This is a genomic window from Blastococcus sp. TBT05-19 (assembly GCF_003319095.1).
Taxonomy (GTDB): domain Bacteria; phylum Actinomycetota; class Actinomycetes; order Mycobacteriales; family Geodermatophilaceae; genus Blastococcus.
This window is the reverse complement of record NZ_QOHI01000001.1, coordinates 576,770-603,425: the sequence shown is the minus strand read 5'-3', so window position 1 is coordinate 603,425 and position 26,656 is coordinate 576,770. Positions and strand designations below refer to the sequence as shown.

The following is a 26,656-nucleotide window of genomic DNA, read 5'->3' as shown; positions in this document are numbered from 1 at the left end:
ATGCTGCGTTCCATGTTCTCCGCCATCTCCGGTCTGCGTGCCCACCAGACCAAGATGGACGTCACCGGCAACAACATCGCCAACGTCAACACCGTCGGCTTCAAGAGCAGCGCCACGGTCTTCCAGGACACGCTGTCGCAGGTCGTCCGCGCGGGTGGCCAGCCGGCCGAGGACCGCGGTGGCACGAACCCGGCGCAGATCGGTCTGGGCGTGAAGCTCGCCGGCATCACGACCAACTGGACCAACGGTGCGGCCCAGGCCACGGGACGCTCGACGGACTTCATGATCGAGGGCGACGGCTTCTTCGTCACCCGCGGCGCCGGTGACCAGCAGCTGTTCACCCGCGCCGGCTCCTTCGACTTCGACGCGTCGGGCAAGCTGGTCACCCCCGACGGCTCGATCCTGCAGGGCTGGCTCGCCGAGGCCGACGGGACCATCAACCCGAACAACCCGATCAACGACCTCTCGGTGCCCTACGGCCAGACCACCGCTCCGTCCGCCTCCACCTCCGGCGTCCTCCAGGGCAACCTGCCCTCGGACGCCGCGGTCGGCGCCGTGGTGCAGAGCAAGATCCAGATGTTCGACGACCTCGGTGTCCCGCAGGACGTCGTCTACACGATGACCAAGACCGCCGACAACGAGTGGAACCTGGTGATCACCGGTCCGCGGCCCGCCCCGGCCACGCCGGTCACGTTCACCCCTCCGGGTGGGGTCGCCGTGTCGTTCAACGACGCGACCGGTGCGATCGAGGCGCCGACCACGCCGCTGCTCGGGCAGACCCAGTTCACGCCCGACCCCGCCGTCTTCCCGGCCTGGCCGGGCCCGGTGACCATCGACCTCACCAAGGTCAGCCAGTTCGGCGGCGCGAACACCATCACCGCCACCGAGCAGGACGGCTTCGCCCTCGGGACGCTGCAGTCGTTCACCCTCGGGAACGACGGCCGGATCACCGGCATCTACTCCAACGGGGAGCGGAAGGCGCTGGGCCAGCTGGCCCTCGCGTCGTTCAACAACCCGAGCGGGCTCGAGAAGGCCGGCAACTCGTCCTTCCGCGTCGGGGACAACTCCGGCGTCGCGATGATCGGCCAGGCCGGCATCGGTGGCCGGGGCGTGCTCAACGCCGGCGCGCTGGAGATGTCGAACGTCGACCTCAGCGAGGAGTTCACCGGGCTGATCATCGCCCAGCGCGGCTTCCAGGCGAACAGCCGCGTCATCACCGCCTCCGACGAGCTCCTCCAGGACCTGGTCAACCTCAAGCGCTGAGTGAAGGACCTCTTTCCTCCCCACCGCTCGCTCCGCTCGCGGCGGGCCCCTGGAAAGAGGCCGTTCCAGCACGGCACCAGGGGCCTCTGGAAAGAGGCCGTTCCAGCAGGTCACCGCGGATGGCCCGGTCGCCCTCGAGGGTGGCCGGGCCGTCCGTCGCGGCGCCCCCCGACAGGCCTCCGGCCAGCCCGTTCGGCTCAAGGAAGGCCGTCCGCGGGCCGATGACAGAAGTGCCGTTCCCGCCCGATCCCGGGCACCCACCGAGCAAGAGGACCCACCGTGATCCGTGTGACGCGCCTGAACGGCGACCACTTCGCGCTGAACCCCGACCTGATCGAGAAGGTCGAGGGGCACCCCGACACGGTCGCCTTCCTCGTCGACGGCACGAAGTACCTGCTCAAGGAGAGCGTGGACGAGGTCCTGCAGGAGATCCGCGAGTACCGCGCCGGCATCCTCGCCCTCTCCTACGAGATGGACCGCCGGACCTACCCGCTCGCCGTGGCCGAGCCCGTCTCCGACTCCTCCGTGCTGCCCTTCCCGAGCCGAGAGGAGCGCTGATCCGTGGATCCCGCCACCCTGATCGGGTTCGCCATCTCCCTGGTGGCCCTCGTGGTCTTCATGATCCTCGAAGGCGCGGACCCGACGTCGCTGATCTTCCTGCCGGCGATCGTCCTGGTCGTCATCGCCACCTTCGGCGCGGCGGCGGCGAGCCAGACGATGGACGACCTCAAGAAGGTCGGCAGCTGGTTCAAGATGGCCGTCATGCCGGCGAAGGTGCCGCCGCCGACCGACCAGATCCAGACGCTGGTCAGCCTCGCCGAGAAGGCCCGCAAGGAGGGCCTGCTCGCGCTGGAGGCCCAGGTCAAGCAGATCGAGGACGAGTTCCTCCGCCGCGGCCTGCAGATGGGCATCGACGGCACCGACCCCGAGGAGCTGCGCGCCGTCCTCGAGAGCGAGATCGCCGCCAAGAAGGCCCAGGACAAGGTCGCCGCCAAGTTCATGAACAACATGGGCGGCTACGCGCCGACCATCGGCATCCTGGGCTGCATCGTCGGCCTGATGAACGTGATGGGGAACCTGTCCAACCCCGAGGCGCTCGGCCCCATGGTCTCCGCGGCCTTCATCGCCACGCTGTGGGGCGTCATGGCGGCCAACTTCTGGTTCCTGCCGATGGGCGCCAAGATCCTCCGGGTCAGCGAGCTCCAGGCCGCCCAGATGGAGCTGCTCGTCGAGGGCATCACCGAGATCCAGGCCGGCACCAGCCCGCGCGCCGTCCGGCTCAAGCTGACCTCGCTCGTGCCGCCGGGATCCGTCAAGGAGGCGGCGTGACCGCGCCGGCCCCCGCGCCCGGAGGCTCCGCGTGAGCGCCGGGCACGGCCGCCGCCGCAAGAAGCACGAGGAGCACGAAGAGCACGAGAACCACGAGCGGTGGCTCGTGTCGGGCTTCGACATGATGACCCTGCTGTTCGTCCTCTTCGTCGTCCTCTACGCGATGAGCAAGGTCGACGAGCAGAAGTTCGCCGCGCTGGCCAAGGGCATGGCCGAGGCCTTCGGCGGGCCGGTCACCGTGCAGCCGGCTCCCACCCCGGACGGCTCCGTGCTCGACGGCCTCCCCGGCGTCATCGACATCGCCTCGGCGATCCCCCCGGACCCGACGGTGGAGCAGGCCCAGATCGACAAGGCCGCCGCTGCCGCCGCCGTCCAGCGGGCGGAGAACATCGCCGCGGAGGCGGAGGAGGCCTACGACGAGCTCGCCGCCGCACGCGACAAGATCGAGGCGGCCCTGACCGCCGCCGGCTACGCCGGTGCGGCCCGGTACGAGATCGACGAGCGCGGTCTCGTCGTGCACATCGTCGCCGACCAGGTGCTGTTCGACGCCGAGGAGGCCGTGCTGCGGCCGGAGGGCCGCGAGATCCTGGCCGCCGTCGCACCCGCCGTGACCGAGCTGCCCAACGCCATCGGGGTCGAAGGCCACGCGAACCACCTGCCGGTGAGCCGCGGCGGCCCGTGGCCGTCGAACTGGGAGCTCTCGGCGACCCGCGCCACCACCGTCGTGCGCTACCTCGCGAGCGAGGGCGTCCCGGAGCCGCGGCTGACCGCCGTCGGCTACTCCTCGACCCGGCCACTCGTGCCCGTGTCGGACCCCAATGCACTCACCGTCAACCGACGGGTCGACGTCGTCGTCCTGTCCGACGCCTCCGCCGAGGCCAACGCGCTGCTGCCGGACATCGACGCAGCCCACCAGGGAGGGAACCGATGAGCAAGAAGGACACGAACGCCCCCGCCGAGGGCGAGGAGACCGAGGCCAAGGGCGGCAAGAAGAAGCTCTTCATCATCCTGGCCGTCGTGCTGCTCGCCGGCGCCGGCGCCGCCTACTTCTTCCTGTTCGCCTCCTCGGGCGAGGCCGAGGCCGAGGCGGAGCCCGAGCTGGTGTCCAGCGGCTCGTTCCTCCCCCTGGAGCCGGTGGCCGTGAACCTGGCCGGCGGTGGCTACCTCAAGATCGGTGTCGCGCTCGAGATCACCGCGGAGGGCGCGGCCGCCGGCGACGGCCACGGCGGTGGTGGGGTGGACGGCACCAAGGCTGCCGACCTCGTCATCTCGACGTTCTCCCAGGCCCAGCCCGCCGACGTCGTCGGCGCACGGGAGGCGCTCAAGGAGGCGCTGCAGGAGAAGATCATCGAGGCCTACACGACCGACGAGGGCGTCAAGAACGTCATGGGCATCTACTACACGGAGTACGTGACCCAGTAGCGCCCGTCCGACCACGCAGGGGTGCCCTCCGCTCACGGAGGGCACCCCTGCGCGTCCATCAGGAGCCCCACGCGTCACGCCCTCCCCGGCCGGAACGGGCGCCCCCGCCCCACCGGTCAGGGTGGCCCCGGGGACCGCCGATGAGGGGTTCTGTGACCACCCCCGAGACCGGACCGGCCCCGGCCGCCGCGCCGGCCCCGGACGCGGCTCCCGACGCCGCTCCGCCCGCGGCCCCCGAGGCCCCGCAGGCAGCGACCGCAGCCGCTCCCCCGGCCGCCGCACCCCCCGCCGCGCCCGGCGGCCGCCGCGCCCGCGGCGCCGCGCGCACCTACGACTTCCGCCGCCCGACGAAGCTCTCCCGCGAGCACGTCCGGGTCATGCAGATCGCCCAGGAGTCCTTCGCCCGCCAGGCGACGACGATCCTGACGACGTTCCTGCGCGCCGGCGCCCGGGTCGAGCTGGTCGGCATCGAGCAGTTCGCCTACGACGACTACATCGGCACGCTGCCCAACCCGAGCTTCCTGTCGACGTTCTCGATGGAGCCGCTGGCCGGCAAGGGCCTGCTGGCCTTCCCGCTGGACATCGCCATGTCGATGGTCGACCACATGCTCGGCGGCTCCGGCAACGCCGCGCAGCCCAACCGGCCGATGACGGCGATGGAGACCACCATCACCAACCACCTGCTCGAGCGGCTGCTGGACGAGTTCGCCCGCTCGCTGAGCGGCATCACCGACATCCAGCCGGTGCTCATCGGCCGGGAGTACAACCCCGCCCTCGCCCAGGCGGCCGCCGGCTCGGACACCGTCATGGTGGCCACCTACGAGATGGCCGTCGGCGCGCGCGAGGGCGAGGCGACGGTCGTGCTGCCGTTCTCCTCGTTCGCGCAGTCGCTGAACAACGCGGCCTCCCCGCAGCTCTCCGAGCAGGCGCTGCGCAAGCGCCAGCGGGCCCGCGAGGCCCTCACCGACCGGCTGAACCTCGTGCCGGTGGACGTCAGCGTCCGCTTCGCCCCGCTCAGCGTGTCCTCGTCCGACCTGCTCTCGCTCGCCGTCGACGACGTCCTGCTGCTCCGCCACCCGCGGGACAGCCCGCTGGAGGTCACCACCAACGACGTGACGTTCGCCTACGCGATCGCCAGCAACCACCGGCGCCGACTGGCCGCCTCGATCGTCCCGACCCCGCACGCTCCGCACGCCGCGAAGGACTCCGCATGACCGCGCCCCGCACCGACTCGCAGGACTCCCAGACCGTCACGGCGGTCGTCGCCGCCGCTGCCCGGGCCGCGGCCGCGCTGGTCCCCTCGACCTCCGCGCTCGTGCCGGGCACGCCGGTCAGCGACCCCGACACCGTCCCGCTCCCCCCGGCGGCCGCGCTCGCCGTCACCGCCGGCCTGTCCGGCGAGGTGTCCGGCGACGTCGTCCTGGTGGTCTCGGGCGAGGTCGTCGACGCGCTGGAGAACTCCCCCGTCGGTCAGATGGACGTCTCCTCCGCGCTGCGCCCCGCCCTCGAGGCCGCCGCCGCCACGCTGGGCCGCGTGCGCGTCGCCTCCGAGCGCACCGAGGAGCCGGTCGCGGCCCTCGACGGGCTCCGCGACAAGGGCATGTTCGTGGCGATCCCCCTGCTGGCCGACGGCGAGCACCAGGCCACCTTCGCCCTGCAGGTGACCCTGCCCGCGACCCGCGAGCAGCGCGGCAGCCTCGAGCTGCTCCGGCACGTGGCCATGGAGGTCACCGTCGAGATCGGCCGCACCCGGATGACGGTCCAGGAGCTGCTCTCGCTGCACCCCGGTGAGGTCGTCGAGCTCGACCGGGCCGCCAGCGCGCCGGCCGACCTGCTGGTCAACGGCACGCTCATCGCCCGCGGCGAGGTCGTCGTCGTCGACGAGGACTTCGGCCTGCGCATCAGCGAGATCGTCACCGACGCCGCCGAGCTCGGGGCGGCGTCGTGACCTGGATGATCATCCGGCTCTTCCTGTCCCTCGCCCTGATCGGCGGCGTGCTCTGGTTCGCCGCCAAGCTGGCCAAGAAGCGCGGCCTGGGCCAGGGCAACGGCCTCATCGAGGTCGTGGCCCGCCACCGCATGGGCCGCACCAGCACGCTCAACGTCGTCCGGATCGCCGACATGGTGCTCGTCGTCGGCGCCACCGAGGAGCAGGTCACCCTGCTCGCCGAGGTGGACCCCGAGGCGGTCGACGCGGCGATCCGCGACCGCCGTCCGGCCCGGCTCCGGGCCGAGGAGGACACCGAGGACGACGCCGAGGACGCGCCGGCCCCGGCCCCCGCGCCGACCCTCGTGCACCCGCGCGCCGCCCGCTCGTCCGAGGGGGTGCTCGCCGGATCGGTCCTGGACCGCAACGGCTGGGGCACGCTCGTCGACGAGCTCCGCGAGCGGACGGTGCGGCGGTCATGACGGCACCGGTGCGCCCGCTGCCCCGCGGGGCAGGCTCGCGGACCCGTCGGCGCGCCGGCCTGGTCCTGCTCCTCACGCTGCTCGCCGCCGTGGCGATGGTGCTGCTCGCCGACCCCGCGTCCGCCGCACCCACCGCCCCGACGGCGCCCGCCGCGCCCACCGCTCCGGCGGTCGACGGCAACGTGGACATCTCCATCGGCGACGGTTCGCCGTCCAGCTCGATCACCTTGATCCTGGCGATCACGGTCCTGTCGGTGGCGCCCTCGGTGCTGCTGCTGGCCACCTCGTTCACCAAGATCATCGTGGTGCTGGGCCTGACCCGGAACGCGCTGGGCATGGCGACCTCGCCGCCCAACCAGGTGCTGACCGGCATCGCCCTGTTCCTCACGCTCTTCGTGATGGGCCCGGTCTTCTCCGACATCAACGAGCTCGCCGTCCAGCCCTACATGGACGGGGCGATGTCGGTCTCCCAGGCCTACGACGCCGGCGTCGTGCCGCTGCGGGAGTTCCTCCTCGACAACACCCGCGAGGACGAGCTGAAGCTGATGATCGGGCTCTCCGGCGAGGAGGCCCCGGCGGACGCCACGCAGGTCAGCATGACCACGCTGATCCCGGCGTTCGTGCTCTCCGAGCTCAAGAGCGCCTTCATCATCGGGCTGGTCATCTTCATCCCGTTCCTGGTGCTGGACATGCTCGTAAGCGCCGCCCTGATGGCCCTGGGCATGATGATGGTCCCGCCGACCATCGTGTCGCTGCCCTTCAAGCTGCTGCTCTTCGTCGTCGTCGACGGCTGGGCGCTGATCACCACCGCACTGGTGGGTAGCTACGGGGGTGGTGGCTGATGTCCGACGCCGACGTCACCGACATCGCGGCGCAGACCATGATGGTCGCCGCGAAGGTCGCCGCCCCGATCCTGCTGACCGCGCTGCTGGTCGGCTTCCTGATCTCGCTGTTCCAGGCCGCGACGCAGATCCAGGAGGCGACGCTCTCCTTCGTCCCCAAGATGATCGCCGTCTCCCTCGCCCTGCTCGTCACCGGGAACTGGGTGCTCTCCGAGCTGGTCAGCTTCACCCAGACCCTGTTCGACCAGCTGCCGGCTCTGCTCGACCGGACGTAGCCGCCATGGACCTCTCGGTCCCGGCAGTCACGCTCGCGGCCCTGCTCCTCGGGACGGCGCGTGCCGCCGGTTTCGTGCTGCTGGCGCCACCCTTCAACTCCCGGGTCATCCCCGGGGCGGTCAAGGGCGCGCTCGCCCTGGCCCTGTCGGTGCTGCTCTCGACCCAGATCGCACCGACGCTGCCCGAGCCCACCGCCGGCTTCCTGCTGGTTGCCACCATCACCGAGGTGGTCATCGGGGCGGCGCTCGGTTTCGTCGTCCAGGTGCTGTTCACCGCGGTGCAGATGGCCGGCGACATCCTCGACGTCGCCGGCGGTTTCTCGCTGCAGCCGGGTTACGACCCGATGGCGATGACCCAGAACAGCTCGCTGGGCAAGCTGCACTACATGCTGGCCAGCACGCTGCTGTTCACCAGCGGCGGGCACCTGCTGATGGTCAAGGGCTTCGCCACGTCCTACGACGGCCTGCCCGTGGGCGCCGACGTGCCCGTGGACCAGATCGGCTCGGTCCTCATCACCGCGTTCTCGATGATGTTCCTGGCCGCCATCCAGATCGCCGGCCCCATGGTGGCCGTGCTGCTGCTGGCCGACGTCGCCCTCGCGCTGCTCAGCCGTGCGGCACCGGCGCTCAACGTCTTCACCCTCGGCTTCCCGGTGAAGATCATGCTCACGCTGACGATGCTGGGGCTGACCTTCCCGCTCCTGCCGCCCGCCCTGGACACCCTGCTCGAGCACGGTGCCCGCGCCATGACGTCCTTCGGTGGCGGCTGATGGCCAAGGACGGGCCGGGTGGTGAGAAGACAGAGGCACCAACTCCCCAGCGCCTGAAGAAGGCGCGCAAGGAAGGCCAGATCCCACGGACCCAGGAACTGGGGACGTGGCTGGGTGTCGCCGCGGCGAGCGCGCTGCTCCCGATCCTCGTGGGCAGCGCGTTCGAGGCCAGCCAGGAGCTGTTCGTGCACGTGGGCACGGTGGTGAAGACCCCCGAGCCGGAGAACGTGACCACGCTGCTCGGCGAGGCGCTGATGACGTTCCTGACCACGCTGCTGCCCACGGCGATCGCGCTGCTGGTGGTGGGCGTCTGCGCCTCGGCGGCCCAGGGCGGCGTGCACTTCGCGACCAAGCCGATCAAGCCGACGCTGAAGAAGTTCAACCCGCTCCCCGGCCTGAAGCGCATGTTCGGCACCCAGGGGCTCTGGGAGACCAGCAAGGCGCTGATCAAGACCGCCGCGCTCGGCACCGTCGTCATCGTGACCAGCAGCCGGGCCCAGGATCTCGTGTCGGCCTCCGGTGCGCTGCCGCTGTCGGCGGTCGCGGCCACCTTCGCCGACTCCGCCGTCCTCATGTTCCGCGTGGTCGCCGTCACCGGCCTCGTGCTCGCCGTCGCCGACTACGTCGTCGTCCGCAAGAAGATGATGAAAGAGCTCAAGATGAGCAAGTACGAGATCACCCAGGAGCACAAGCAGTCCGAGGGCGACCCGCACATGAAGGCCCACCGCCGCGGCATCCAGATGCAGATGTCGCGGAACCGGATGATGGCCGAGGTCGCCGAGGCCGACGTGCTCCTGGTCAACCCGACCCACGTCGCCGTCGCGCTGAAGTACGAGGCCGAGAAGGGCGCGCCCCGGGTGGTCGCCAAGGGCGCCGGCGAGGTCGCCGCGAAGCTCCGCGAGCGCGCCGCCGAGGCGCGGGTCCCGCTGGTCCAGGACATCCCGCTCGCCCGCGCGCTGCACGCCTCCTGCGAGATCGGCCAGGAGGTGCCGCCGCAGCTGTTCAACGCCGTCGCGCGGGTGCTCGCCTTCGTCATGCACCTGGGCGCGCGGGGGGTCAAGGGCGGCTTCCACCGGCCCGGCTTCGAGGCGCCCGACACCGCGGACCTGCCCAAGGCCGGCCGCCGCCGCGCCCCCACCGCGGCCTGACCCCCGGCCGCCGGTCCGGCGGTACCACCCGCGCCCAGGCCTGCCGATGAAGCAGGGGTGAGCCAGCCGTCGTCAGCGCCCGGAGCGGGTCAGTGAAGGGGCTGGGCAAGGCCGCCGTCCCGATCGGCGTCGTCGCCATCGTCCTCATGCTCGTGGTGCCGCTGCCCGCGGCCCTGATGGACCTGCTGATCGGCGTCAACCTCGCGATCTCGCTGCTCATCCTGCTCGTCGCGATGCAGATCAAGAGGCCGCTGGACTTCGCGGTGTTCCCCTCGCTGCTGCTCGTCGCGACGCTGTTCCGGCTCTCGCTGAACGTCTCCTCGACGCGACTGGTGCTCACCGACGGCTACGCCGGCAAGGTGATCGAGGCCTTCGGCCACATCGTGATCGGCGGCTCGCTGATCGTCGGCATGGTCATCTTCCTGATCCTGACGATCGTCCAGTTCGTCGTGATCACCAATGGTGCCGGCCGGGTGGCCGAGGTCGGCGCCCGCTTCACCCTCGACGCGATGCCCGGCAAGCAGATGGCCATCGACGCCGACCTGAACGCCGGGCTGATCAACGAGAAGCAGGCCCGGAAGCGCCGCCAGGAGGTCACCGCCGAGGCCGACTTCTACGGCTCGATGGACGGTGCCTCGAAGTTCGTCAAGGGCGATGCCATCGCCGGCATCGTGGTCACGCTGGTCAACCTCATCGGCGGCTTCGCGATCGGCGTCATGCAGCGGGGCATGGCGCCCGGCGAGGCCGTGTCGACCTTCTCGCTGCTGACCGTCGGCGACGGCCTGGTCTCGATGATCCCGGCCCTGCTGATGTCCACCGCGACCGGCATCATCGTCACGCGCTCGGCCACCGAGGGCGACATGGGCACCGACCTGATCGCCCAGCTGGGCCGGTTCAAGCAGCCGGTGCGCATCGCCGGCGGCGCCTCCCTGGCCCTGTGCCTCATCCCCGGCCTGCCGAAGCTGCCCTTCCTGCTCGTGGGTGCGCTCTTCCTGGTCCTCGCCAGCCGGATGACCGACGCCGAGGAGATCGACGAGGACGCCGAGGCCGCCGCCGAGGCCGCCGAGAACGAGCCGGCGCCGGACTCCCCCGAGGCGATCGCGGAGAAGATGCGGGTCGACCCCCTGGAGCTCGAGGTCGCCTTCGACCTCGTCGACCTGGTCGACACCGCCCGCGGCGGCGACCTGCTCGACCGGGTCAAGGCGCTGCGCCGGAAGGTCGCCATGGAGACCGGCCTGGTCATCCCGCTGGTCCGCACCCGCGACAACCTCGACCTGCCGTCCTCCCAGTACGTGGTCTGGCTCAACGGCGTCCCCGTGGCCAAGGGCAGCTCCCCCGCCGGCACCGTCCTCGCCATCGGGGACGCGCTCGACGGGCTGCCCGGCAAGCCCACCCGCGAGCCGGTGTTCGGCCTGGCCGCCAAGTGGGTGCCCGCGGAGCTGCAGCGCGCCGCCGAGATGGCCGGCGCCACCGTCGTCGACCGCTCGTCGGTCATCACCACGCACCTGGCCGAGGTCGTCCGGCAGAACGCCGCGGACCTGCTCGGCCGGGAGGACGTCCGCCTCCTCGTGGAGATGGTGCGCCGCTCGCACCCCGTCGTCGTCGAGGAGCTCACCCCCGCCCTGCTCACGCTGGGAGAGGTGCAACGCGTGTTGCACGCGTTGCTCGGCGAGGGTGTGTCGATCCGGGACCTCGTCCGCATCTTCGAGGCACTCTCTGTGCGTGCGAAGTCCTCGACCGAACTCGACGGTCTGGTCGAGGCGGCCCGGTCGGCGCTCGGCGCGGCGATCAGCCAGCCCTACGTCACCCCGGACGAGCGACTGCACGTGTTCACCCTCGAGCCCGGCTTCGAGCAGCGGCTCCTCGAGGCGGTCCGCCAGACCGACATGGGCGCCGTCCTGGCCCTCGACGCCGGCGCGGTGGACGCACTCGTCTCCGGCTGCAGCGGCATGCTCGAGGAGGCCGAGCGCTCGGGCCTCTCGCCCGTCCTCGTCTGCTCGCCGCAGGTCCGCGCCGCCCTGTCGCGCCTGATGCGCCAAATTCTTCCCCGGCTGCCCGTCATCTCCTACTCGGAGGTGTCCCGGACAGCGCAGATCGAGTCGCTGGGAGTGGTGAGCGGTGCCGTTGCGATCCGTTGAGGCCGCCACGCGCGACGACGCGATCGCCGCCGCGCGCGAGCAGTTCGGCCCGCACGCGCGCGTGGTCGGCGTCCGCCGGGTGCGCTCGGGTGGGGTGCTCGGGTTCTTCACGACCGAGCGCTACGTCGCCGAGGTCGCCGACCAGTTCGGCCGGCCGGGCGCCCCGGCGCCGTCGGCCGGGTCGGCCCAGGCCACCCCCGTCAGCTCGTTCGAGTCGCCGCTGGCCTCCGCCGCGCCCGCCCGCGCGCGCGCCACCGCCCCGGCCCGCAACGGAGCCGCCGCCTGGGCCGCCGAGGCAGCCCGCTCGGCCGGTACCGACCGCGGCCCGGCGACCGGCGCCCGCCCGGCTCCGACCGCGACCGCCGACCACGAGCGGCTCGACGAGCTCGCCGGTCTGCTGGGCAACCTGCCGGCCGCCGTGCCGCGCGCCGCCGCACCGACGTCGTCCTCGTGGTCCGCGCCCCAGGCCTCCCGGAAGCCGTCGTTCCCGGCCACCTCCTCCTCCTCGACGGCGTCCTCGCCGGCGCCGTCGGCCCCCCGGGCACCGGCAGAGGACTCCCCCGCGACGGGCGGCGCCCCTCGGGCCTCGTTCCCGCGCGCCGGGTCGACCAAGGGCTCCCGCTCCACCGCCCCCGCGCCGCGCGAGCAGAGCAGCCCCGCTCCCTCCCCGTTCGCCGCGGCCCTCGAGGCCCCGGGCGCCCCGTCGCCGTTCACGGCCGCGCTCGCGCGGATGGTGGCCGGCGACCGCGAGGTGCGGCAGGCCGTCGCCCAGGCCCTCGAGGAGCCGGGCGTCCCGGCCCCCGAGGCGGCCCCAGCCGTCGAGGAGGCACCGGCAGCCCTCCTGGAGCCGGTCCGCACCACGCCGGAGCCGGTCGTGCGCGACGAGAAGCACCCGGTCGGGACGCCGGAGCCCCCGGCACCCCGACCGTCCCTGGCCGCGGCCATCCGTTCAGCTGATCCATCGATGCGGTCCACGACCGTGCACCAGGAGGAGTCCACCGTGGGAGAACAGGTCGTCACGGCGCCCTCCACCAGCACGCCGGCGCCCGTCGACCCCACGTGGGCGGCCGCCGAGGAGATCGCCACCCCGGCGCCCTCCACCCGCCAGGAGGAGATCGCCGAGGCCCTGCGCTCCGCGCTGGCCCAGGGGCACTCGGACGAGGCGCTGGCCGGCATCCTGCGCAAGATGCTCGCCGGCGACTCCCCGCAGGAGGCGCTGGCCGAGCCGGTCGAGCCGGTCGAGACGGTCGAGACTGCTCCCGTCGTGGTCGAGACCCCCGTGGCCGAGACCCCCGTCGTCGAGACCCCCGTGGCGGTCGAGCTGCCGGTCGCGCCCCCGGTCGCTCCCCTGGCCGTGGTGGAGACCGCCGCGCCCGTCGCCGGATCGTCGCTGTTCGCCCCGGCCGTGACCGAGCCGGCACCGAGCTGGGACCTGGTCTCCTCGAACCACTCGCTGTTCGGGCTCCCCGCCCCCGTCCCGGCGGGCTCCGGGCTGGGTTGGGACGCCCCCGCGCCCGTCGTCACGGGCACCCCGCTCTGGGGCGAGCCGGCGACCCCGGCCGCTCCCCCGGTCTCCCGCACCGACGCCCCGATCTGGGCCGACGTCGTCCTGACCGACCCCGCCCCCGTGGCGGAGGTGCCGGCGCCGGCGACCACGGCGCTCTTCCAGGAGACCCCCGCCGAGGAGCTTCCCGTCGAGGAGCCGGTGTCCACCGCCGCCCCCGTCGTCGAGGAGCCCACCCCCGCCGTCGCACAGGCCCCCGAGGCCACCTCCGACGCCGCGGGCGGGACCACCGCCCCCGAGGTGGACGAGCTCGCCCCGCTGCTGGCCCGCACGGCGAGCGACCCCGCACCCCTGACGATGTCGATGGACGCCACCACGGTCATGCCGCGGATCTCGGTGCTGCCCGCGCGCTCCGGGTCCCGCGGCCGCGGACTGCCGCCGGTGCCGCCCTCGACCGGTCGCCCCGCCGTCCCGCCGTCCCGCCCGCGGGCCGAGCGGCCGGCGCCGGCGGACACCGAGCTCCCGTCGGACGGCGAGGACACCGCGCCTCCTGCACCGGCGCCGCGCGCGGTCCGCCCGCCGCGGGCGCTGGCGACGGTCACCCGGCTGCCGGTCGCCCCGCTCATGGCCGGCCCGGACGTGCCCGACATGCCCGAGCTGGACGACAGCGACGACGCCGACGAGACCGTCGTCCCGGCCGCGGTCCGCGCCGCCGACGCGATCGTGGCCCGGCTGACCGCCCTCGGCCTGCCCGCGCAGCTGTTGGGCGAGGCGTTCGCCGAGGCGGTCGCCGCCGACGGCACCTACGCGGCGCTCACCCGTGCGCTGGCCGGGTCGCTCCCCGAGGTGCCCCGGCCCCCGGCCGGCGCCGGCGACGTGCTGTTCGTGGTGGGCCCGGGCCTGGAGACCCTCCGCGCCGCGCAGTCCCTGGCCGCGACCCTGCGGCTGGACCCCGACCGGGTGCAGTGGGCGACCCGTGGCGACCTCGCCGGCCTCGCGCCGCGGGCCGTCCGCGTGACCACCGTCGACGGCGCCGTCGAGCGCCGCCAGGAGACCGCCGGGAGCGGCAGCCCCACGATCGTCGCCGTCGACGCACCGCTGCGCGGTGACGCGTTCTGGATGGAGCAGATGCTCTCCGCCTGGTCGCCGACGGCGGTGTGGGCGGTCGTCGAGGCCACCCGCAAGCCCGAGGACGTCGAGGCGTGGCTCGACGGGCTGGTCCGTGTCGACGCGCTGGCGGTGCAGGACACCGACCTCAGCGCCGACCCGGCCGCCGTGCTGCGCCGCCTCACCGTGCCCGTGGCCCTCCTCGACGGTGTCCGGGCGACCCCGCACCGCTGGGCCTCGCTGCTCTGCGAGCGCCTGGAGGACCCGCAGGCATGAACCCGCTGCGCTGGGACGTCCTCCTCGTCGGGTTCGTGCTGGCTCTGCCGGTGCTGGCCCTCGGGCTGCGCGGGGACTTCACCACCGAGGAGATGGTGAGCAAGCTGCCGTGGTGCCTGCTCGCGGGCTGGGCCGTGGTGGCCCTGGTGCGCGCGGTGCTGGCGCCCCCGAAGCCGGCGCCGACGCCGAAACGGCGCCCGGCTCCGCGACCCGTCGTCACCAAGGACGACGAGCACGAGCCGTCCGCCGCCTGACCTGGTCCGGCCGCGCTCTGCGGGTGCTCCTCGTGCCCTGCGGGTCGTGCAGGGCGTCTCGAGCGCGAGCTGCACCACCAGAGCGGCCGTCCACAGCCGGCCCGCCCGTGCACAGGTGCGCGCCTGACCTGGCCTCGGACTCCCCGCGGACCCGACCGTGGGCGGATGCACGAGACTCCCCCGCTCCTCCTCCGCCGTGAGGCACTGGCTCAGGGCTGGTCCGACGACGAGCTCGCGCGTGCGCTCCGGACCGGCGAGCTGTCCCGCGTGCGACGGGGCGCGTACGCCCACGAGGTCCCCGCGGGCGAGCGGCACGCGCTCCTGGTGCACGCGACCATGGCCCAGGTGCGGCGGGCGGCCGTGGTGAGCCACCAGTCCGCGGCGGTCCTGCTGGGACTGCCGCTGTGGAACGTCCCGCTCGACCGCGTGCACGTCACACGGACGCCCGGCGCCGGCACCCACCGCAGCTCGGTGCTCTGCTGCCACGTCGCCCGGCTCCGCGACGACGAGGTGGTGGAGGTGTCCGGCGTCCGGGTGACCAACGCCGCCCGGACGCTGCTCGACCTGGCCCGCTCCCTGCCCCACGAGCTCGCGGTCGTCGCCCTCGACGCGGCGCTGCACCGCGGCATGCTGGGCGCCGAGCAGCTCCGGGACCGGCTGTTCGACGTCGTCGGGTCCCCGGGCAGCCGGGCCGCGGCGCGTGCGGTCGCCTTCGCCGACGGCCGGAGCGAGAGCGTGGGCGAGTCGCGCAGCCGGGTGGCCCTCGCCCGATGGAAGCTGCCGGTCCCCGAGCTGCAGTTCGAGGTCCGGTCGCCGGCGGGTCTCCTCGTGGCCCGGACGGACTTCGCCTGGCCGGAGGACCGTCTCGTCGGGGAGTTCGACGGCCGGGTGAAGTACGGCCGGCTCCGGCGCCCGGGCGAGACGGCCGGCGACGCCGTGCACCGCGAGAAGCTCCGGGAGGACGCCGTCCGGGCCGAGGGCTGGGGCGTCGTGCGCTGGGGGTGGTCGGACCTGGAGGCGCCGCACCGCCTGGCGGCCAGGCTGCGGCGGGCGCGGGAGCGGGCCCGGCCGCCGGTGTGACGCCGGCGCTCTGCGGGTGCTCCTCGTGCCCTGCGGGACCTGGCGGAGCCGCGGACGCGAGGAGCACCCGCAGAGCGGGCGACGACGTCAGAGCGGCAGGTCCTCCAGCATCTCGGTGACCAGGGCCGCGATCGGCGAGCGCTCGGACCGGGTGAGGGTCGTGTGCGCGAACAGCACGTGCCCCTTGAGCTTCTCGATGACGGCCGTGATGCCGTCGTGCCGGCCGACCCGCAGGTTGTCGCGCTGGGCGACGTCGTGGGTGAGCACGACCCGCGAGTTCGTGCCCAGCCGCGAGAGCACGGTGAGGAGCACGCCCCGCTCGAGCGACTGCGCCTCGTCGACGATCACGAACGAGTCGTGCAGCGACCGGCCGCGGATGTGAGTCAGCGGCAGCACCTCGATCAGCTCGCGCGAGGCGATCTCGTCGAGGACCTCCTTGGAGACCAGCGCCCCCAGCGTGTCGTAGACCGCCTGCGCCCAGGGCGACATCTTCTCGCCCTCGCCGCCGGGCAGGTAGCCGAGCTCCTGGCCGCCGACGGCGTACAGCGGCCGGAAGATGACCACCTTCTTGTGCGCCCGGCGCTCCATCACCGACTCCAGCCCCGCGCACAGGGCCAGCGCCGACTTGCCCGTGCCGGCGCGGCCACCCAGCGACACGATCCCGATCTCGGGGTCCAGCAGCAGGTCCAGCGCGATCCGCTGCTCGGCGGACCGGCCGTGCACGCCGAACGCCTCCCGGTCGCCGCGGACGAGCCGCACCTGCTTGTCCGGCGTCACCCGCCCCAGGGCGGAACCGCGGGAGGAGAGGAGCACCAGCCCGGTGTGGGTGGGCAGCTCCGCCGCCGCCGGGAGGAACGCCTCGCCGCTGTCGTAGAGGGCGTCGAGGTCGGCGTCGTCGATCGAGATCTCGGCCATGCCGGTCCACCCGGCGTCGACGACGTCGTGGGCGCGGTACTCGTCGGTGTCCAGCCCGACCGCCGCCGCCTTGACCCGCAGCGGCACGTCCTTGGTGATCAGGCAGACGTCGCGGCCCTCGGCGCGCAGGTTGAGCGCGACCACCATGATCCGCGAGTCGTTGCTGTCGTTGCGGAAGCCGGCCGGGAGCACCGACGGGTCGCTGTGGTTCAGCTCGACGTGCAGCGTGCCGCCGTCCTCACCGATCGGCACCGGGGCGTCGAGCCGGCCGTGGGTGACCCGCAGGTCGTCGAGCATCCGCAGCGTCTGGCGGGCGAACCAGCCGAGCTCGGGGTGGTTGCGCTTGTCCTCGAGCTCGCCGATGACGACGAGCGGCAGCACGACGTCGGCGTCCCCGAAGCGCAGCAGCGCCCGCGGGTCGGAGAGCAGGACGGAGGTGTCGAGGACGAACGTTCGGCGAGTGGTCACGGATCGACTCCCGTGGGGCGCACGGCACGCCCCGAATCGTTGGTGGCCGGGCCCCGGCGCGGAGGCCGGGTACCGGCCCCCCTGGTCGACGAACTCGTCAGCACCAACCGGGCCTCCCGTGGACGGCGAGGACACCTCGCCTTCCACTCCGGACGGTAAGGCCGCCCACCGACAAAGGCGCCCCCACCGACCCGGTCGGTACCTGAAGTTCACTCAACGGGGTAACCGGCGTCACACCCGACCCATCGGTGCGCGCGCCTCCCGACCGGGCCCGCGGCCGAGCCGCCGGCAGCAACGGTGGACGACGGCGTCAGGACTCCCCGCTCACCACCGGTCGTCGTCGTACGGGTCCTGGCGACGGCGCAGCGCGGGGCGCTCCACGGTGTCGGTGCGGGTGCCCGGCGGGAGCGTCGGCTCGTCGTAGGGCCGGTCGTCGGCGACCTCGTCGTCCCACGGGAACTCGTCCTCCGCCGGCTCCGGGCGGCGCCGGGACGGCCGGTCCCGCTCGACGACCGGCATCCGGGAGCGACGCCGCGGCCGCAGCGCGATCAGCGCCCAGAGCGCGGGCACGAGCAGCACCGGCCACTGCACCGCGGGGTCGCCGAACCGGAGCATCCCGAGCACCAGCAGCAGCGCCAGCCAGCCCGCGGACCACAACCCGAGGAACCTGGCCTGTCCAGGCGACCGGCGCGACACGGCTCAGGCGGCCCGGAGCTCGGCGGTGACCCGGCGGGGGGTCAGCGGCTCGTCGAGCAGGCGGAGGAACCGGTCGGCGACCGCCTGCTCGGCGGGACGGGCGTCCAGCCAGCGCGACAGCAGGGCGAAGCCCTCCACGTAGGTGGAGGTGTACGCGCGCCACAGCGGGTCGGTGAGGAAGCGGATCTGCTGGCGGGCCCGCTCGGGGCTGACCAGCGACCAGCGCTGCAGGAACGCGCTGACCTCGTCGGCGTCGGCGCCCCGGTCGTGCAGCAGCACCGCGGCGTCCTGCCGGACCCGGTTCAGCGGTCCGGCCGCCGCCGAGACGCGCTCGGCGAGGTGGCCGTCGAAGCGCAGGCCCAGGTCACCGAGGATCTCCGCGGCCCACGGTCCCCAGCCGGCGCCGATGGCGGCCTGCACACCGAGGTCGGCCAGCCCCTCGGCCATGAGGCACTCGGGGGTGTTGACCAGGAAGACGGTGTGCTCCACGCGGCCGGTGCGCTCCACCAGCCCGCGCTCCTTGCGGCAGTGCTCGGTGTGGTGACCCGGGTAGGACTCGTGCGCCACCAGGTGCGGCAGCTGGGAGAGCCGGTGCGGCAGGTCGGCGTTGATGGCCACGCGGGACCGGAAGCCGCCCTCGTAGTAGTTGAAGCCCGACCACGGCTTGTCGGTCACGACCTCGTAGCGGACGGTCTCCACCTCGGGCAGCCCGTACTGGCCGCGCACCCGGTCGCGCAGCGCGCTGGACAGCGCGTGCACCGCGACCTCCAGCCGGTCCGGCGGGCACTCCTCGCGACGGCGGTGCGCGGCGTAGCGCTCGGCCAGCGTGCCGTCGCCGGGCAGCAGGGCATCCAGCTCGGCGTGCGCCGCCGCGTACTCCGCCTCGTCGCCGAGCTCGACGTCGACCTCGAAGTAGCGGTGCACCTCCTCGACGAAGCCGACCGGCTCCCCGCTCATCTTCCGCGCGCTGCACTCCAGACCGGTCAGCTGCCCGCGCAGGAAGTCCGCCCGGTCCTCGGGCAGGCCGGCGGCGTCGAGCTCGCCCAGCAGGGCCCGCGCCCGGTCCCGCAGCTGCTGCGGCGTCGGCGCCGGCTCGTCGAGCACCTGCGCCCGGATCCGCGGGTCCCCGGTGTAGGCGTCGACGAACCCGGCCTCCAGGCGGTCGAAGCGCAGTCCCAGACGCACGTACTCGAGGGCGATGTCGAGGGCTCCGGCGGTCATGGGGGCAGTTTCGCAGCCGCGGTCACCCGCCGAAGCGGCGGTGCCGGGCGGAGTAGTCGCGCAGCGCGCGCAGGAAGTCGATCCGCCGGAAGTCCGGCCAGTAGACGTCGGTGAAGTGGAACTCGGTGTTCGCCGTCTGCCAGAGCAGGAAGCCCGACAGCCGCTGCTCGCCGCTGGTGCGGATGACCAGGTCGGGGTCCGGCTGGCCGCGGGTGTAGAGGTGCTCGGCGATGTGCTCGACCTCCAGCGCCTGCACCAGCTCCTCCAGCGAGGTGCCGCGCTCGGCGTGCTCGGCCAGCAGCGAGCGGACGGCGTCGGCGATCTCCTGCCGGCCGCCGTAGCCGACGGCGAGGTTCACCGTCGCCCCGGTGCGGTCGCAGGTGTCCCGCTCGGCCTGCTCCAGGATCCCGACGGTGCGTGACGGGAGGACCTCGGGCGCCCCCATGGAGCGCACCCGCCAGGGCCGCCCCGGCCGGGACAGGTCGACGGCGACGTCCTCGATGATGCCCAGCAGCGCCTCGAGCTCGGACTCCGGACGGCGCAGGTTGTCGGTGGAGAGCATGAACAGGGTGACCACCTGGACGCCGGCGTCGTCGCACCACCCGAGCAGGTCGACGATCTTGTCCGCGCCCCGGCGGTGCCCGTGCGCGACGTCGTCCAGCCCGATCGCCCGGGCCCAGCGCCGGTTGCCGTCCATGATCACGCCGACGTGCCGGGGGACCTCGGCGTCCACCAGGGCGCGCGCGAGGCGCCGCTCGTACACCCGGGTCAGCGCGTCCCGAACCTGCCGACGCACCCCCACGCGGGTCACCCTAGTGAAAGGACCCCGTCCACCTCACCACTCGCGAGCTCGCGGCGAGCCTCGGGACGGGGCCGTTGGCAGGAAGCTCACAGGCACGTCCGGATGACGGCGTACCTACGTCTCCGTAACCTCGCAGCATGAGCGTCTCTCCCCACGGCGACGACACCGTCCGGGTGGAGGTGGACGGATCGGAGCTCGAGGCGCCGGCGCAGGAGGCCGTCGCCACGGTCGTCGCCGAGGGCGAGCAGGTCGAGCGCGCCTGGGACGCCACCGACTTCGCCGACTCGGACTGGACCCACCCCGACACGCGCCCCCGCGCCCGCGGCTGGATCCACCTCTTCTCGTTCTTCGGCGCGATCGCCGCCGGCGCCGTGCTCATCCCGCTCGCCGCGGTCCAGGGCGCGCGGGCCGGCTGGTCGGTGGCCGTCTACTGCCTCACGATCTGCGGCCTGTTCGGCATCAGCGCCCTCTACCACCGCCGCCGCTGGTCGCCGCGCGGCTGGAAGATCATGAAGCGGCTCGACCACTCGATGATCTTCCTGTTCATCGCGGGCACCTACACCCCGTTCGCCCTGCTGGCCGTCGACCAGCCCACCGGCTACTGGGTGCTGGCCTTCGTGTGGGCCGGCGCCCTGGCCGGCGTCACGCTGAAGATGAGCTGGCCCACGGCGCCGCGCTGGGTCGGCGTGCCGCTCTACATCGGCCTGGGCTGGGTGGCGGTCTTCGTGCTGACCGACATCCTGCACATCGCCGGGATCACCTCGATGGTGCTGCTCGCCGTCGGCGGCGTGCTCTACACCCTCGGCGGCGTCGCGTACGGGCTCAAGAAGCCGGACCCGTGGCCCCAGGTCTTCGGCTACCACGAGGTGTTCCACGCGATGACCGTCGTCGCCGCGATCTGCCACTACATCGCCGTCTACTTCGCGGTCTTCAACTCGCCGTTCGTGGGCTGACGGGGCATGGACCGCCAGGCGACGTCGCCACGGGAGGACCGCCGGGCCGCACTGCTCACGCTGGCGGTGCTGGTCGGCGTCATGTGGGTGGCCGAGATCGTGGACGTCGTCCTCGGCGGGCGGCTCGACCTGCTGGGCATCGAGCCGCGGGAGGTCGACGGGCTGACCGGCGTGGTCCTGGCCCCGTTCCTGCACGGCGGCTTCGGTCACCTGGCCGGCAACACGGTGCCGCTCCTGGTGCTGGGCGCGGTCGTGGCGATCGGCGGGCTGGCCCGCCTGCTGGCCGTCACGGTGATCGTCACGCTGGTGAGCGGGCTCGGCACGTGGTTGTCCGGCTCCGACGGCTCGCTGCACATCGGGGCCAGCGGCGTCGTCTTCGGGTTCGCCGCCTACCTGGTCTCCCGTGGCCTGTTCGACCGGCGGCTGCACTACCTCGCGATCGGCCTCCTGGTGGCGATCGTCTACGGCGGCACGCTGCTGGGCGGGCTGCTGCCGAGCCCCGGGATCTCCTGGCAGGGACACCTGTTCGGCGCGCTGGGCGGGGTGCTCGCGGCCCGGGTCCTCGCCCGCCCTCGGCGTCCGGCCCTCGGCCGCTGAACCGGCTCAGCTGAACGGCGTGCGCTGGTCCAGCTTCACCGAGGCCTTGCCTGCGAGGCGCCAGAGGCGGCCGGTCAGGTCGCGGTCCTCGTCGGTGACCAGGTTGCCCATCACCCGCAGCGCCACCGTCATCAGCGGACGGGAGCGCATGCCCACCGGCCCCGCCGCGGGCAGGAAGCGCGGCACCGTCAGCAGACCGGCCAGCCGCCGGGCGATGGAGAACGCCTCCCCGTAGTGCCGCCGCAGGGTCGCGGGCCACGCCGTCGTCCAGTCGTCCTCGCCCAGCATCCCGGCCAGGTTCCGCCCGGTCTCCAGGCCGTAGTCGATGCCCTCGCCGTTGAGCGGGTTCACGCACCCGGCGGCGTCACCGATCAGTGCCCAGTTGCGGCCGGCCACCCCGGACACCGCGCCGCCCATCGGCAGCAGGGCGGACGTCACGTCCCGCACCGGCCCGTCGAGCTGCCACTCGTCGCGACGGCTCTCCGCGTAGAACTCCAGCAGCGACTTCAGCTGCACCCCGGCCGGGCGCTTCGAGGTGGCGAGCGTGCCGACGCCGAGGTTGACCTCCCCCGCCTCCTCACCCAGCGGGAACACCCAGCCGTACCCCGAGAGCAGCTCCCCCTCGGTGCCGCGCAGCTCCAGGTGCGAGCTGATCCACTCGTCGTCGCTGCGGCCCGAGCGGACGTAGCTGCGTGCCGCCACCCCGTAGGCGGTGTCGCGGTGCCAGGTCCGCCCGAGCACCCGGCCCAGCGGCGACCGGACGCCGTCGGCGACCACCAGACGACGGCAGCCGACGGTCACCCGGCTGTCGTCGGGGAGCTCGAAGACGACGCCGGTCACGCGCTCGCCGTCCCGCTCGACGTCGACCGCGCGGGCCCCTTCCAGGGGCAGGGCTCCAGCCTCGACCGCGACCTGCCGGATGCGGGCGTCGAGCTCCGTGCGCGGCACGGCGCTGCCGTGGTCGGGGAACCTCCCGCCGGGCCAGGGCAGCTCCCACTCCCGCCCGAAGCCCGCGGCGCGCAGCCCGCGGTTGCGGGCCTTCGAGCGCGCCCAATCCCCCAGGCCCAGCAGGTCGAGCTCCGCGATCGCCCGCGGGGTCAGGCCGTCGCCGCAGGTCTTGTCGCGCGGGAAGACCTGCGCGTCGGCCAGGACGACGTCGTGCCCGGCGCGGGCCGCCCAGGCGGCGGCCGAGGAGCCCGCCGGCCCCGCGCCGACCACCAGGACGTCGGTCGCGGACGGCGCGGGCACGGGGGTCACCGCCCCAGTGTCCCTGGTCGGGACGTCGGGGCGAGCACCCGCTCAGTCCTCCTGCTGCGGCCCCCGGGCGCGGACCTCCTCGACAGCGGTCATCGCGGCCCGCAGCTCGCTCAGCCAGGCGTCGGCGTTGCGACCCACCAGCCGCACCGCCCACGCGAGGGCCTCGGACCGGGAGCGGGCCACCCCGGCGTCCACGAGCGTGTCGAGCACCAGGCGCTCGGGCTGGCGCAGCCGGGTCATGACCGGCACCGAGGCGTGCGTGAACAGCCGTCGCGTCCCGCCGCAGACGGCGCCCCAGGCCACCGAGCGGCCGTACCGCTGCTGCGCGGCGTCGGCGACGGCCATGCGCTCGCGGCGGGTCTCCTCCCGGAAGCGCTCGATGCGCCCGGTCCGCGCCGCGTCGACGTCCCCCTCGCCCGCCTCGGGTTCGACCAGGGTGCCGACGACGGTGATCTCGTCCCGGTCGACGGTGAGCTCCACCGGCCCGGTGAACCAGCCGTCCGGCAGACGTCCGGCGAACCAGCCGGCGAGCTCGGTGCGATCCACCGGCGGCGGCGCCTCCGCCCCGCGGCCGCGGCCTCCCCTGCCGCGGCCGGCGCCGAGCCCTCCAGCGGCGAAGGGGAACTGGTCGGGAGAACGGTGTCCACGCATGCTGACCTCCAGCGGGCGACGTGTTGATTACACGCTTGCACGGTAATTCGCCCTCACCGATCCGAGGACCCTCGCGGCTACGCCCTCAGCGGACGGGCACCCGTGGTGGTCCGCCCGCTGCAGGGCGGGATCCGCCAGGCACCGGAGGTGAACGACTCGCCGCAGGCCACAGCTCTGCACAAGCGACACGCCGAAGGATCGGCAATGTATGACCCTGGCGACCCGTGGTGGTAGTGGCCGTGTCGGCGGACATTGCAGCTGACGCAGCCGCGTCGATCGCGCGCCAGGGAGGCCGCCATGATCCGCTCCATCCACCGCCCGCTCGTCGCCCTCCTCACCTCGGCCGTGGCCGTGGTGATGGCACCCGCCCCGGCGCACGCCGCGCCGTACTGCGGGATCACGTGGGGGTCGACGGCGAAGACCGCGACCACGGGGGACCGCGAGATGGTCCACGACGTCCGGGCCGGTCGCCACCAGTGCTTCGACCGCCTCGTCATCGACCTGAACGGCCAGGACACCCGGTTCGGCAGCTACGACGTCAGCTACGTGGCAGGCGTCCGCGAGGACGGCTCCGGCCGGTCGGTGCCGGTCCGCGGCGCGGCCGACCTGCAGGTCGTGATCGGCGCACCCGCCTACGACGAGCACGGCGACGCCACCTACGCGCCGCCCAGCCGCACGGAGGTCGTGGACGTCTCCGGCTACACGACCTTCCGCCAGGTCGCGTGGGCCGGTTCCTTCGAGGGCCGCACGACCCTGGCCCTCGGGGTGCGCGCCCGGCTGCCGTTCCGCGTGTTCGTGCTGCCGGGCGTCGCGGCGTCCGGCGAGGGCCCGCGCATGGTCGTCGACGTCGCCCACCGCTGGTAGGAGCACCCGGCGGCGGCCGGACGGGTCACCCGCGCTCGGCGGGACCGCCCGTCCGGTCGTCGCCGTCGCGCCGCGGCGGCTCGATGGCCAGCGGCGCCCTGCGCAGCGTGTCCAGCAGCTCCTGACCCGGCTGCGGGCGGGGCCGGTCCAGCTCCGAGATGTCGTCGGGGACCTGGATCGCCGGCTCCTGGTCGGCCGGGTCGAAGCTGCGCGGCAGCTTCCTGAGGTGCCCGCTCATCGACCTCACCAGCAGGGCCGTGGCGATCAGCAGCAGCACGATGAGCAGCAGCCCCAGCGGGCCGGCCTTGCCGACGTCCTCGGGCATCTGGTCGCCGGCAGCGGCGAGAATCGTGGTCATCGGACGGTCACCTCACTGCGGATGCCGGCGAACAGGTCGTCCTCCGGGGTGGCGGTGTCGACCAGGGAGCGGGCCAGCTCGTAGTCCTCGGTCGGCCACACCTCCTGCTGGGTCTCCACGGGGCAGGCGAACCAGCGGCCCAGCGGATCGATCTGGGTGGCGTGCGCGATCAACGCCGCGTCCCGCACCGGGAAGTGCTCCGCGCACGGCACCCGGGTCGTGACCCGGTGGGAGATGTCGTGCGCCGGGTCCCAGTTGGCCAGCCACTCCGCGTAGGGCGACTCGGCGCCGGTCGCGAGGATCGCCTCGTGCAGCGCCTTCGTGCGGGGCAGCGTGAAGCTCATGTGGTAGTAGAGCTTGCTCGGCTGCCAGGGCTCGCCGAGCTCCGGGTAGCGGTCGGGATCGCCGGCCGCCTCGAAGGCGTGCACCGAGATCTCGTGGGTCTTGATGTGGTCCGGGTGCGGGTAGCCACCACGCTCGTCGTAGGTGGTGATCACCTGCGGCTTGAACCGGCGGATCAGCGCGACGAGGGGTGCTGCGGCCTCCTCGACCGGGACCAGCGCGAAGCAGCCCTCGGGCAGCGGCGGCAGCGGATCGCCCTCGGGCAGGCCGGAGTCGACGAAGCCGAGGAACTCCTGCTCGATCCCGAGGATCTCGCGGGCGCGCTCCATCTCCTCCGCGCGGATCTGCGGCAGCCGCTCCCACACCTCGGGGCGGTCCATGGCCGGGTTCAGCACCGAGCCCCGCTCCCCACCGGTGGCGGTCGCGACCATCACGCGAACGCCCTCGGCGACGTACTTCGCCATCGTGGCGGCACCCTTGCTCGACTCGTCGTCGGGATGTGCGTGCACGGCGAGCAGGCGCAGCTGGTCGGGTTGGGTCACCCGCACAGTGTCCCTCGCCGGGCCGCGGTGATGACGGATGCCTCCGAGGTGTGGCCCATCCCTCGCCGGAGACCACCCGGACGGGCGCCCCGGAGGGCCGGTTCCGTGCCGGTACGGGACCGTTCCGCTGCCCGGCACACGCGCCGGATCCATGCACCGCGCCGATCGGCGGTGTTAGCTTGGCCGGATCGACCAGCGGCGGCCCACCCGGGCCGCCACCCACGACGTTCCAGGAGTTCTCCCCCGTGTCCACCCCCACTGACGAGCAGGACCAGGGCATCTGGCTGACCCAGGAGGCCCACGACCGGCTCAAGGCCGAGCTCGACCAGCTGGTGGCGAACCGTCCGGCGATGTCCGCGGAGATCAACGCCCGCCGCGAGGAGGGCGACCTCAAGGAGAACGGTGGCTACCACGCCGCCAAGGACGAGCAGGGCAAGCAGGAAGCGCGCATCCGCCAGCTCACCGACCTGCTCCGCAAGTCGCACGTGGGTGAGCCCCCGACGAAGGTCACCGACGCCGGCGTCGGCACCGTCATCACCATCCGGTTCGAGGGCGACGACGACACCGAGAAGTTCCTGCTCGGTTCCCGCGAGATCGCGGGCACGACCGACCTGACCGTCTACTCCCCCGAGTCGGCGCTGGGTGCGGCGATCATGGGCGCGAAGCCGGGCAAGAAGGTGACGTACCAGACCCCCAACGGGAAGGACATCACCGTCGAGGTCGTCGGCATCGAGCCGTTCGTCCCCTGACCGCTCGGGTGACCGCGCCGCGCGCCCGCTCCCGGCGAGCGGAGAACACCGGCTTCCCGTGCGTGCACTGCAGCGCACCGGTGCCGGCCAACAGCGACGGGCACTACCGGAACCACTGCCCGTACTGCCTGTGGTCCCTGCACGTCGACGAGCTGCCGGGCGACCGGGCCAGCGGGTGCCGGCAGCCCATGGAGCCGATCGGGCTGGTGGAGAAGTCGGGCAAGGGCTGGCAGGTGGTGCACCGCTGCACGGCGTGCGGCCACCGCCAGCCCAACCGGCTGGTCCGCGACGGCGACGCCCCGGACGACCTGGACCTGGTCCTCTCGCTCCCCTGGCTCTGACCCGCGGCCGCTCGCTCTGCGGGTGCTGCTCGTGCTCTGCGGGCCTGCAGGACCCGCACAGCACGAGGACGGCCCGCAGAGCG

Annotated in this window: 29 protein-coding genes; 21 read left to right on the top strand and 8 right to left on the bottom strand. The window is 73.4% G+C overall.

The window, feature by feature from the left end; translation table 11 throughout:
* The 16 genes from DQ244_RS02920 to DQ244_RS02845 all read left to right on the top strand — a co-directional run bounded on the left by DQ244_RS02920 (position 1) and on the right by DQ244_RS02845 (position 15,817).
* The gene (locus DQ244_RS02920) at positions 1–1,263 is read left to right on the top strand and encodes a flagellar hook protein FlgE (RefSeq protein ID WP_113809946.1); all 1,263 of its coding nucleotides are present in this window, start codon (positions 1–3) and stop codon (positions 1,261–1,263) included.
* A 288-nt stretch (positions 1,264–1,551) separates the two neighbouring features.
* Entirely contained in the window at positions 1,552–1,821 is a 270-nt protein-coding gene (locus DQ244_RS02915; protein ID WP_233491132.1) for a flagellar FlbD family protein, read from the top strand.
* Positions 1,822–1,824: 3 nt separating this feature from the next.
* On the top strand, positions 1,825–2,592 hold the full coding sequence (locus DQ244_RS02910; RefSeq protein ID WP_199580121.1) for a motility protein A: 768 nt from the start codon (positions 1,825–1,827) through the stop codon (positions 2,590–2,592).
* A 31-nt stretch (positions 2,593–2,623) separates the two neighbouring features.
* Positions 2,624–3,523 carry a flagellar motor protein MotB gene (locus tag DQ244_RS02905; RefSeq protein ID WP_113809944.1) on the top strand — a complete coding sequence of 300 codons (900 nt, stop codon included), beginning with the start codon at positions 2,624–2,626 and terminating at the stop codon, positions 3,521–3,523.
* Complete coding sequence (gene fliL / locus DQ244_RS02900; protein WP_113809943.1) at positions 3,520–4,014, top strand: flagellar basal body-associated protein FliL; 495 nt, start codon at positions 3,520–3,522, stop codon at positions 4,012–4,014. Before DQ244_RS02905 ends, fliL begins: the two co-directional genes overlap by 4 nt.
* A 152-nt stretch (positions 4,015–4,166) precedes the next feature.
* Positions 4,167–5,228 carry a flagellar motor switch protein FliM gene (locus DQ244_RS02895; protein ID WP_113809942.1) on the top strand — a complete coding sequence of 354 codons (1,062 nt, stop codon included), beginning with the start codon at positions 4,167–4,169 and terminating at the stop codon, positions 5,226–5,228.
* Positions 5,225–5,962: a flagellar motor switch protein FliN gene (gene fliN / locus DQ244_RS02890; RefSeq protein ID WP_113809941.1), complete on the top strand. Its 738-nt coding sequence runs from the start codon at positions 5,225–5,227 to the stop codon at positions 5,960–5,962. The genes DQ244_RS02895 and fliN overlap by 4 nt, the downstream gene beginning before the upstream one ends.
* Positions 5,963–5,967: 5 nt before the next feature.
* Positions 5,968–6,423 carry a flagellar biosynthetic protein FliO gene (locus DQ244_RS02885; RefSeq protein WP_113810610.1) on the top strand — a complete coding sequence of 152 codons (456 nt, stop codon included), beginning with the start codon at positions 5,968–5,970 and terminating at the stop codon, positions 6,421–6,423.
* Complete coding sequence (fliP, locus tag DQ244_RS02880) at positions 6,420–7,265, top strand: flagellar type III secretion system pore protein FliP (protein ID WP_113809940.1); 846 nt, start codon at positions 6,420–6,422, stop codon at positions 7,263–7,265. The genes DQ244_RS02885 and fliP overlap by 4 nt, the downstream gene beginning before the upstream one ends.
* A complete protein-coding gene (gene fliQ, locus DQ244_RS02875; protein ID WP_104523809.1) occupies positions 7,265–7,540 on the top strand; it encodes a flagellar biosynthesis protein FliQ in 276 nt (91 codons plus the stop codon). The genes fliP and fliQ overlap by 1 nt, the downstream gene beginning before the upstream one ends.
* A gap of 5 nt (positions 7,541–7,545) precedes the next feature.
* Positions 7,546–8,310 (top strand): flagellar biosynthetic protein FliR, encoded by a 765-nt coding sequence (gene fliR / locus DQ244_RS02870; protein ID WP_113809939.1) that lies wholly within the window; start codon positions 7,546–7,548, stop codon positions 8,308–8,310.
* A complete protein-coding gene (locus DQ244_RS02865; protein ID WP_113809938.1) occupies positions 8,310–9,458 on the top strand; it encodes a flagellar biosynthesis protein FlhB in 1,149 nt (382 codons plus the stop codon). The genes fliR and DQ244_RS02865 overlap by 1 nt, the downstream gene beginning before the upstream one ends.
* Before the next feature lie 92 nt (positions 9,459–9,550).
* Positions 9,551–11,596, top strand: a complete 2,046-nt coding sequence (gene flhA / locus DQ244_RS02860; protein ID WP_113809937.1) for a flagellar biosynthesis protein FlhA — start codon at positions 9,551–9,553, stop codon at positions 11,594–11,596.
* Positions 11,583–14,483 (top strand): hypothetical protein, encoded by a 2,901-nt coding sequence (locus tag DQ244_RS02855; RefSeq protein WP_147251453.1) that lies wholly within the window; start codon positions 11,583–11,585, stop codon positions 14,481–14,483. The genes flhA and DQ244_RS02855 overlap by 14 nt, the downstream gene beginning before the upstream one ends.
* Positions 14,480–14,737: a hypothetical protein gene (locus tag DQ244_RS02850; RefSeq protein WP_233491131.1), complete on the top strand. Its 258-nt coding sequence runs from the start codon at positions 14,480–14,482 to the stop codon at positions 14,735–14,737. Before DQ244_RS02855 ends, DQ244_RS02850 begins: the two co-directional genes overlap by 4 nt.
* Positions 14,738–14,902: 165 nt before the next feature.
* Complete coding sequence (locus DQ244_RS02845) at positions 14,903–15,817, top strand: type IV toxin-antitoxin system AbiEi family antitoxin domain-containing protein (RefSeq protein WP_113809935.1); 915 nt, start codon at positions 14,903–14,905, stop codon at positions 15,815–15,817.
* 87 nt (positions 15,818–15,904) lie between these two features.
* On the opposite strand, the gene DQ244_RS02840 is transcribed toward DQ244_RS02845, so the two are convergent.
* The 4 genes from DQ244_RS02840 to DQ244_RS02825 form a co-directional block, all read right to left on the bottom strand.
* Positions 15,905–17,200 (bottom strand): PhoH family protein, encoded by a 1,296-nt coding sequence (locus DQ244_RS02840; protein ID WP_113809934.1) that lies wholly within the window; start codon positions 17,198–17,200, stop codon positions 15,905–15,907.
* Between the two features lie 324 nt (positions 17,201–17,524).
* Positions 17,525–17,857, bottom strand: coding sequence for a hypothetical protein (locus DQ244_RS02835; protein WP_199580119.1), 333 nt, complete (start codon positions 17,855–17,857; stop codon positions 17,525–17,527).
* Between the two features lie 42 nt (positions 17,858–17,899).
* Complete coding sequence (locus tag DQ244_RS02830) at positions 17,900–19,117, bottom strand: DUF885 domain-containing protein (protein ID WP_113809932.1); 1,218 nt, start codon at positions 19,115–19,117, stop codon at positions 17,900–17,902.
* 22 nt (positions 19,118–19,139) lie between these two features.
* The gene (locus tag DQ244_RS02825; protein ID WP_113809931.1) at positions 19,140–19,919 is read right to left on the bottom strand and encodes an isoprenyl transferase; all 780 of its coding nucleotides are present in this window, start codon (positions 19,917–19,919) and stop codon (positions 19,140–19,142) included.
* A gap of 137 nt (positions 19,920–20,056) precedes the next feature.
* On the opposite strand from DQ244_RS02825, the gene DQ244_RS02820 reads away from it, so the two are divergent.
* On the top strand, positions 20,057–20,872 hold the full coding sequence (locus DQ244_RS02820; RefSeq protein ID WP_113809930.1) for a hemolysin III family protein: 816 nt from the start codon (positions 20,057–20,059) through the stop codon (positions 20,870–20,872).
* Positions 20,873–20,878: 6 nt separating this feature from the next.
* Positions 20,879–21,469, top strand: a complete 591-nt coding sequence (locus DQ244_RS02815) for a rhomboid family intramembrane serine protease (RefSeq protein WP_113809929.1) — start codon at positions 20,879–20,881, stop codon at positions 21,467–21,469.
* A gap of 6 nt (positions 21,470–21,475) precedes the next feature.
* Here the strand turns inward: DQ244_RS02815 and DQ244_RS02810 are convergent, their stop codons facing one another.
* Both DQ244_RS02810 and DQ244_RS02805 read right to left on the bottom strand, forming a co-directional pair.
* A complete protein-coding gene (locus DQ244_RS02810; protein WP_113809928.1) occupies positions 21,476–22,726 on the bottom strand; it encodes a geranylgeranyl reductase family protein in 1,251 nt (416 codons plus the stop codon).
* Between the two features lie 42 nt (positions 22,727–22,768).
* Complete coding sequence (locus DQ244_RS02805; RefSeq protein ID WP_304556545.1) at positions 22,769–23,272, bottom strand: hypothetical protein; 504 nt, start codon at positions 23,270–23,272, stop codon at positions 22,769–22,771.
* A gap of 402 nt (positions 23,273–23,674) precedes the next feature.
* Here DQ244_RS02805 and DQ244_RS02800 point away from each other — a divergent pair, with 402 nt between their 5' ends.
* Positions 23,675–24,241 carry a hypothetical protein gene (locus DQ244_RS02800; RefSeq protein WP_113809926.1) on the top strand — a complete coding sequence of 189 codons (567 nt, stop codon included), beginning with the start codon at positions 23,675–23,677 and terminating at the stop codon, positions 24,239–24,241.
* A gap of 25 nt (positions 24,242–24,266) precedes the next feature.
* Here DQ244_RS02800 and DQ244_RS02795 read toward each other — a convergent pair whose 3' ends face one another.
* Both DQ244_RS02795 and mca read right to left on the bottom strand, forming a co-directional pair.
* Positions 24,267–24,599: a hypothetical protein gene (locus DQ244_RS02795; protein ID WP_113809925.1), complete on the bottom strand. Its 333-nt coding sequence runs from the start codon at positions 24,597–24,599 to the stop codon at positions 24,267–24,269.
* Positions 24,596–25,483 (bottom strand): mycothiol conjugate amidase Mca, encoded by an 888-nt coding sequence (gene mca, locus DQ244_RS02790; protein ID WP_113810609.1) that lies wholly within the window; start codon positions 25,481–25,483, stop codon positions 24,596–24,598. The genes DQ244_RS02795 and mca overlap by 4 nt, the downstream gene beginning before the upstream one ends.
* A gap of 245 nt (positions 25,484–25,728) precedes the next feature.
* On the opposite strand from mca, the gene greA reads away from it, so the two are divergent.
* The gene (gene greA / locus DQ244_RS02785) at positions 25,729–26,232 is read left to right on the top strand and encodes a transcription elongation factor GreA (protein ID WP_113809924.1); all 504 of its coding nucleotides are present in this window, start codon (positions 25,729–25,731) and stop codon (positions 26,230–26,232) included.
* A gap of 8 nt (positions 26,233–26,240) precedes the next feature.
* On the top strand, positions 26,241–26,573 hold the full coding sequence (locus DQ244_RS02780; protein ID WP_233491130.1) for an RNHCP domain-containing protein: 333 nt from the start codon (positions 26,241–26,243) through the stop codon (positions 26,571–26,573).
* Positions 26,574–26,656 lie beyond the last annotated feature (83 nt).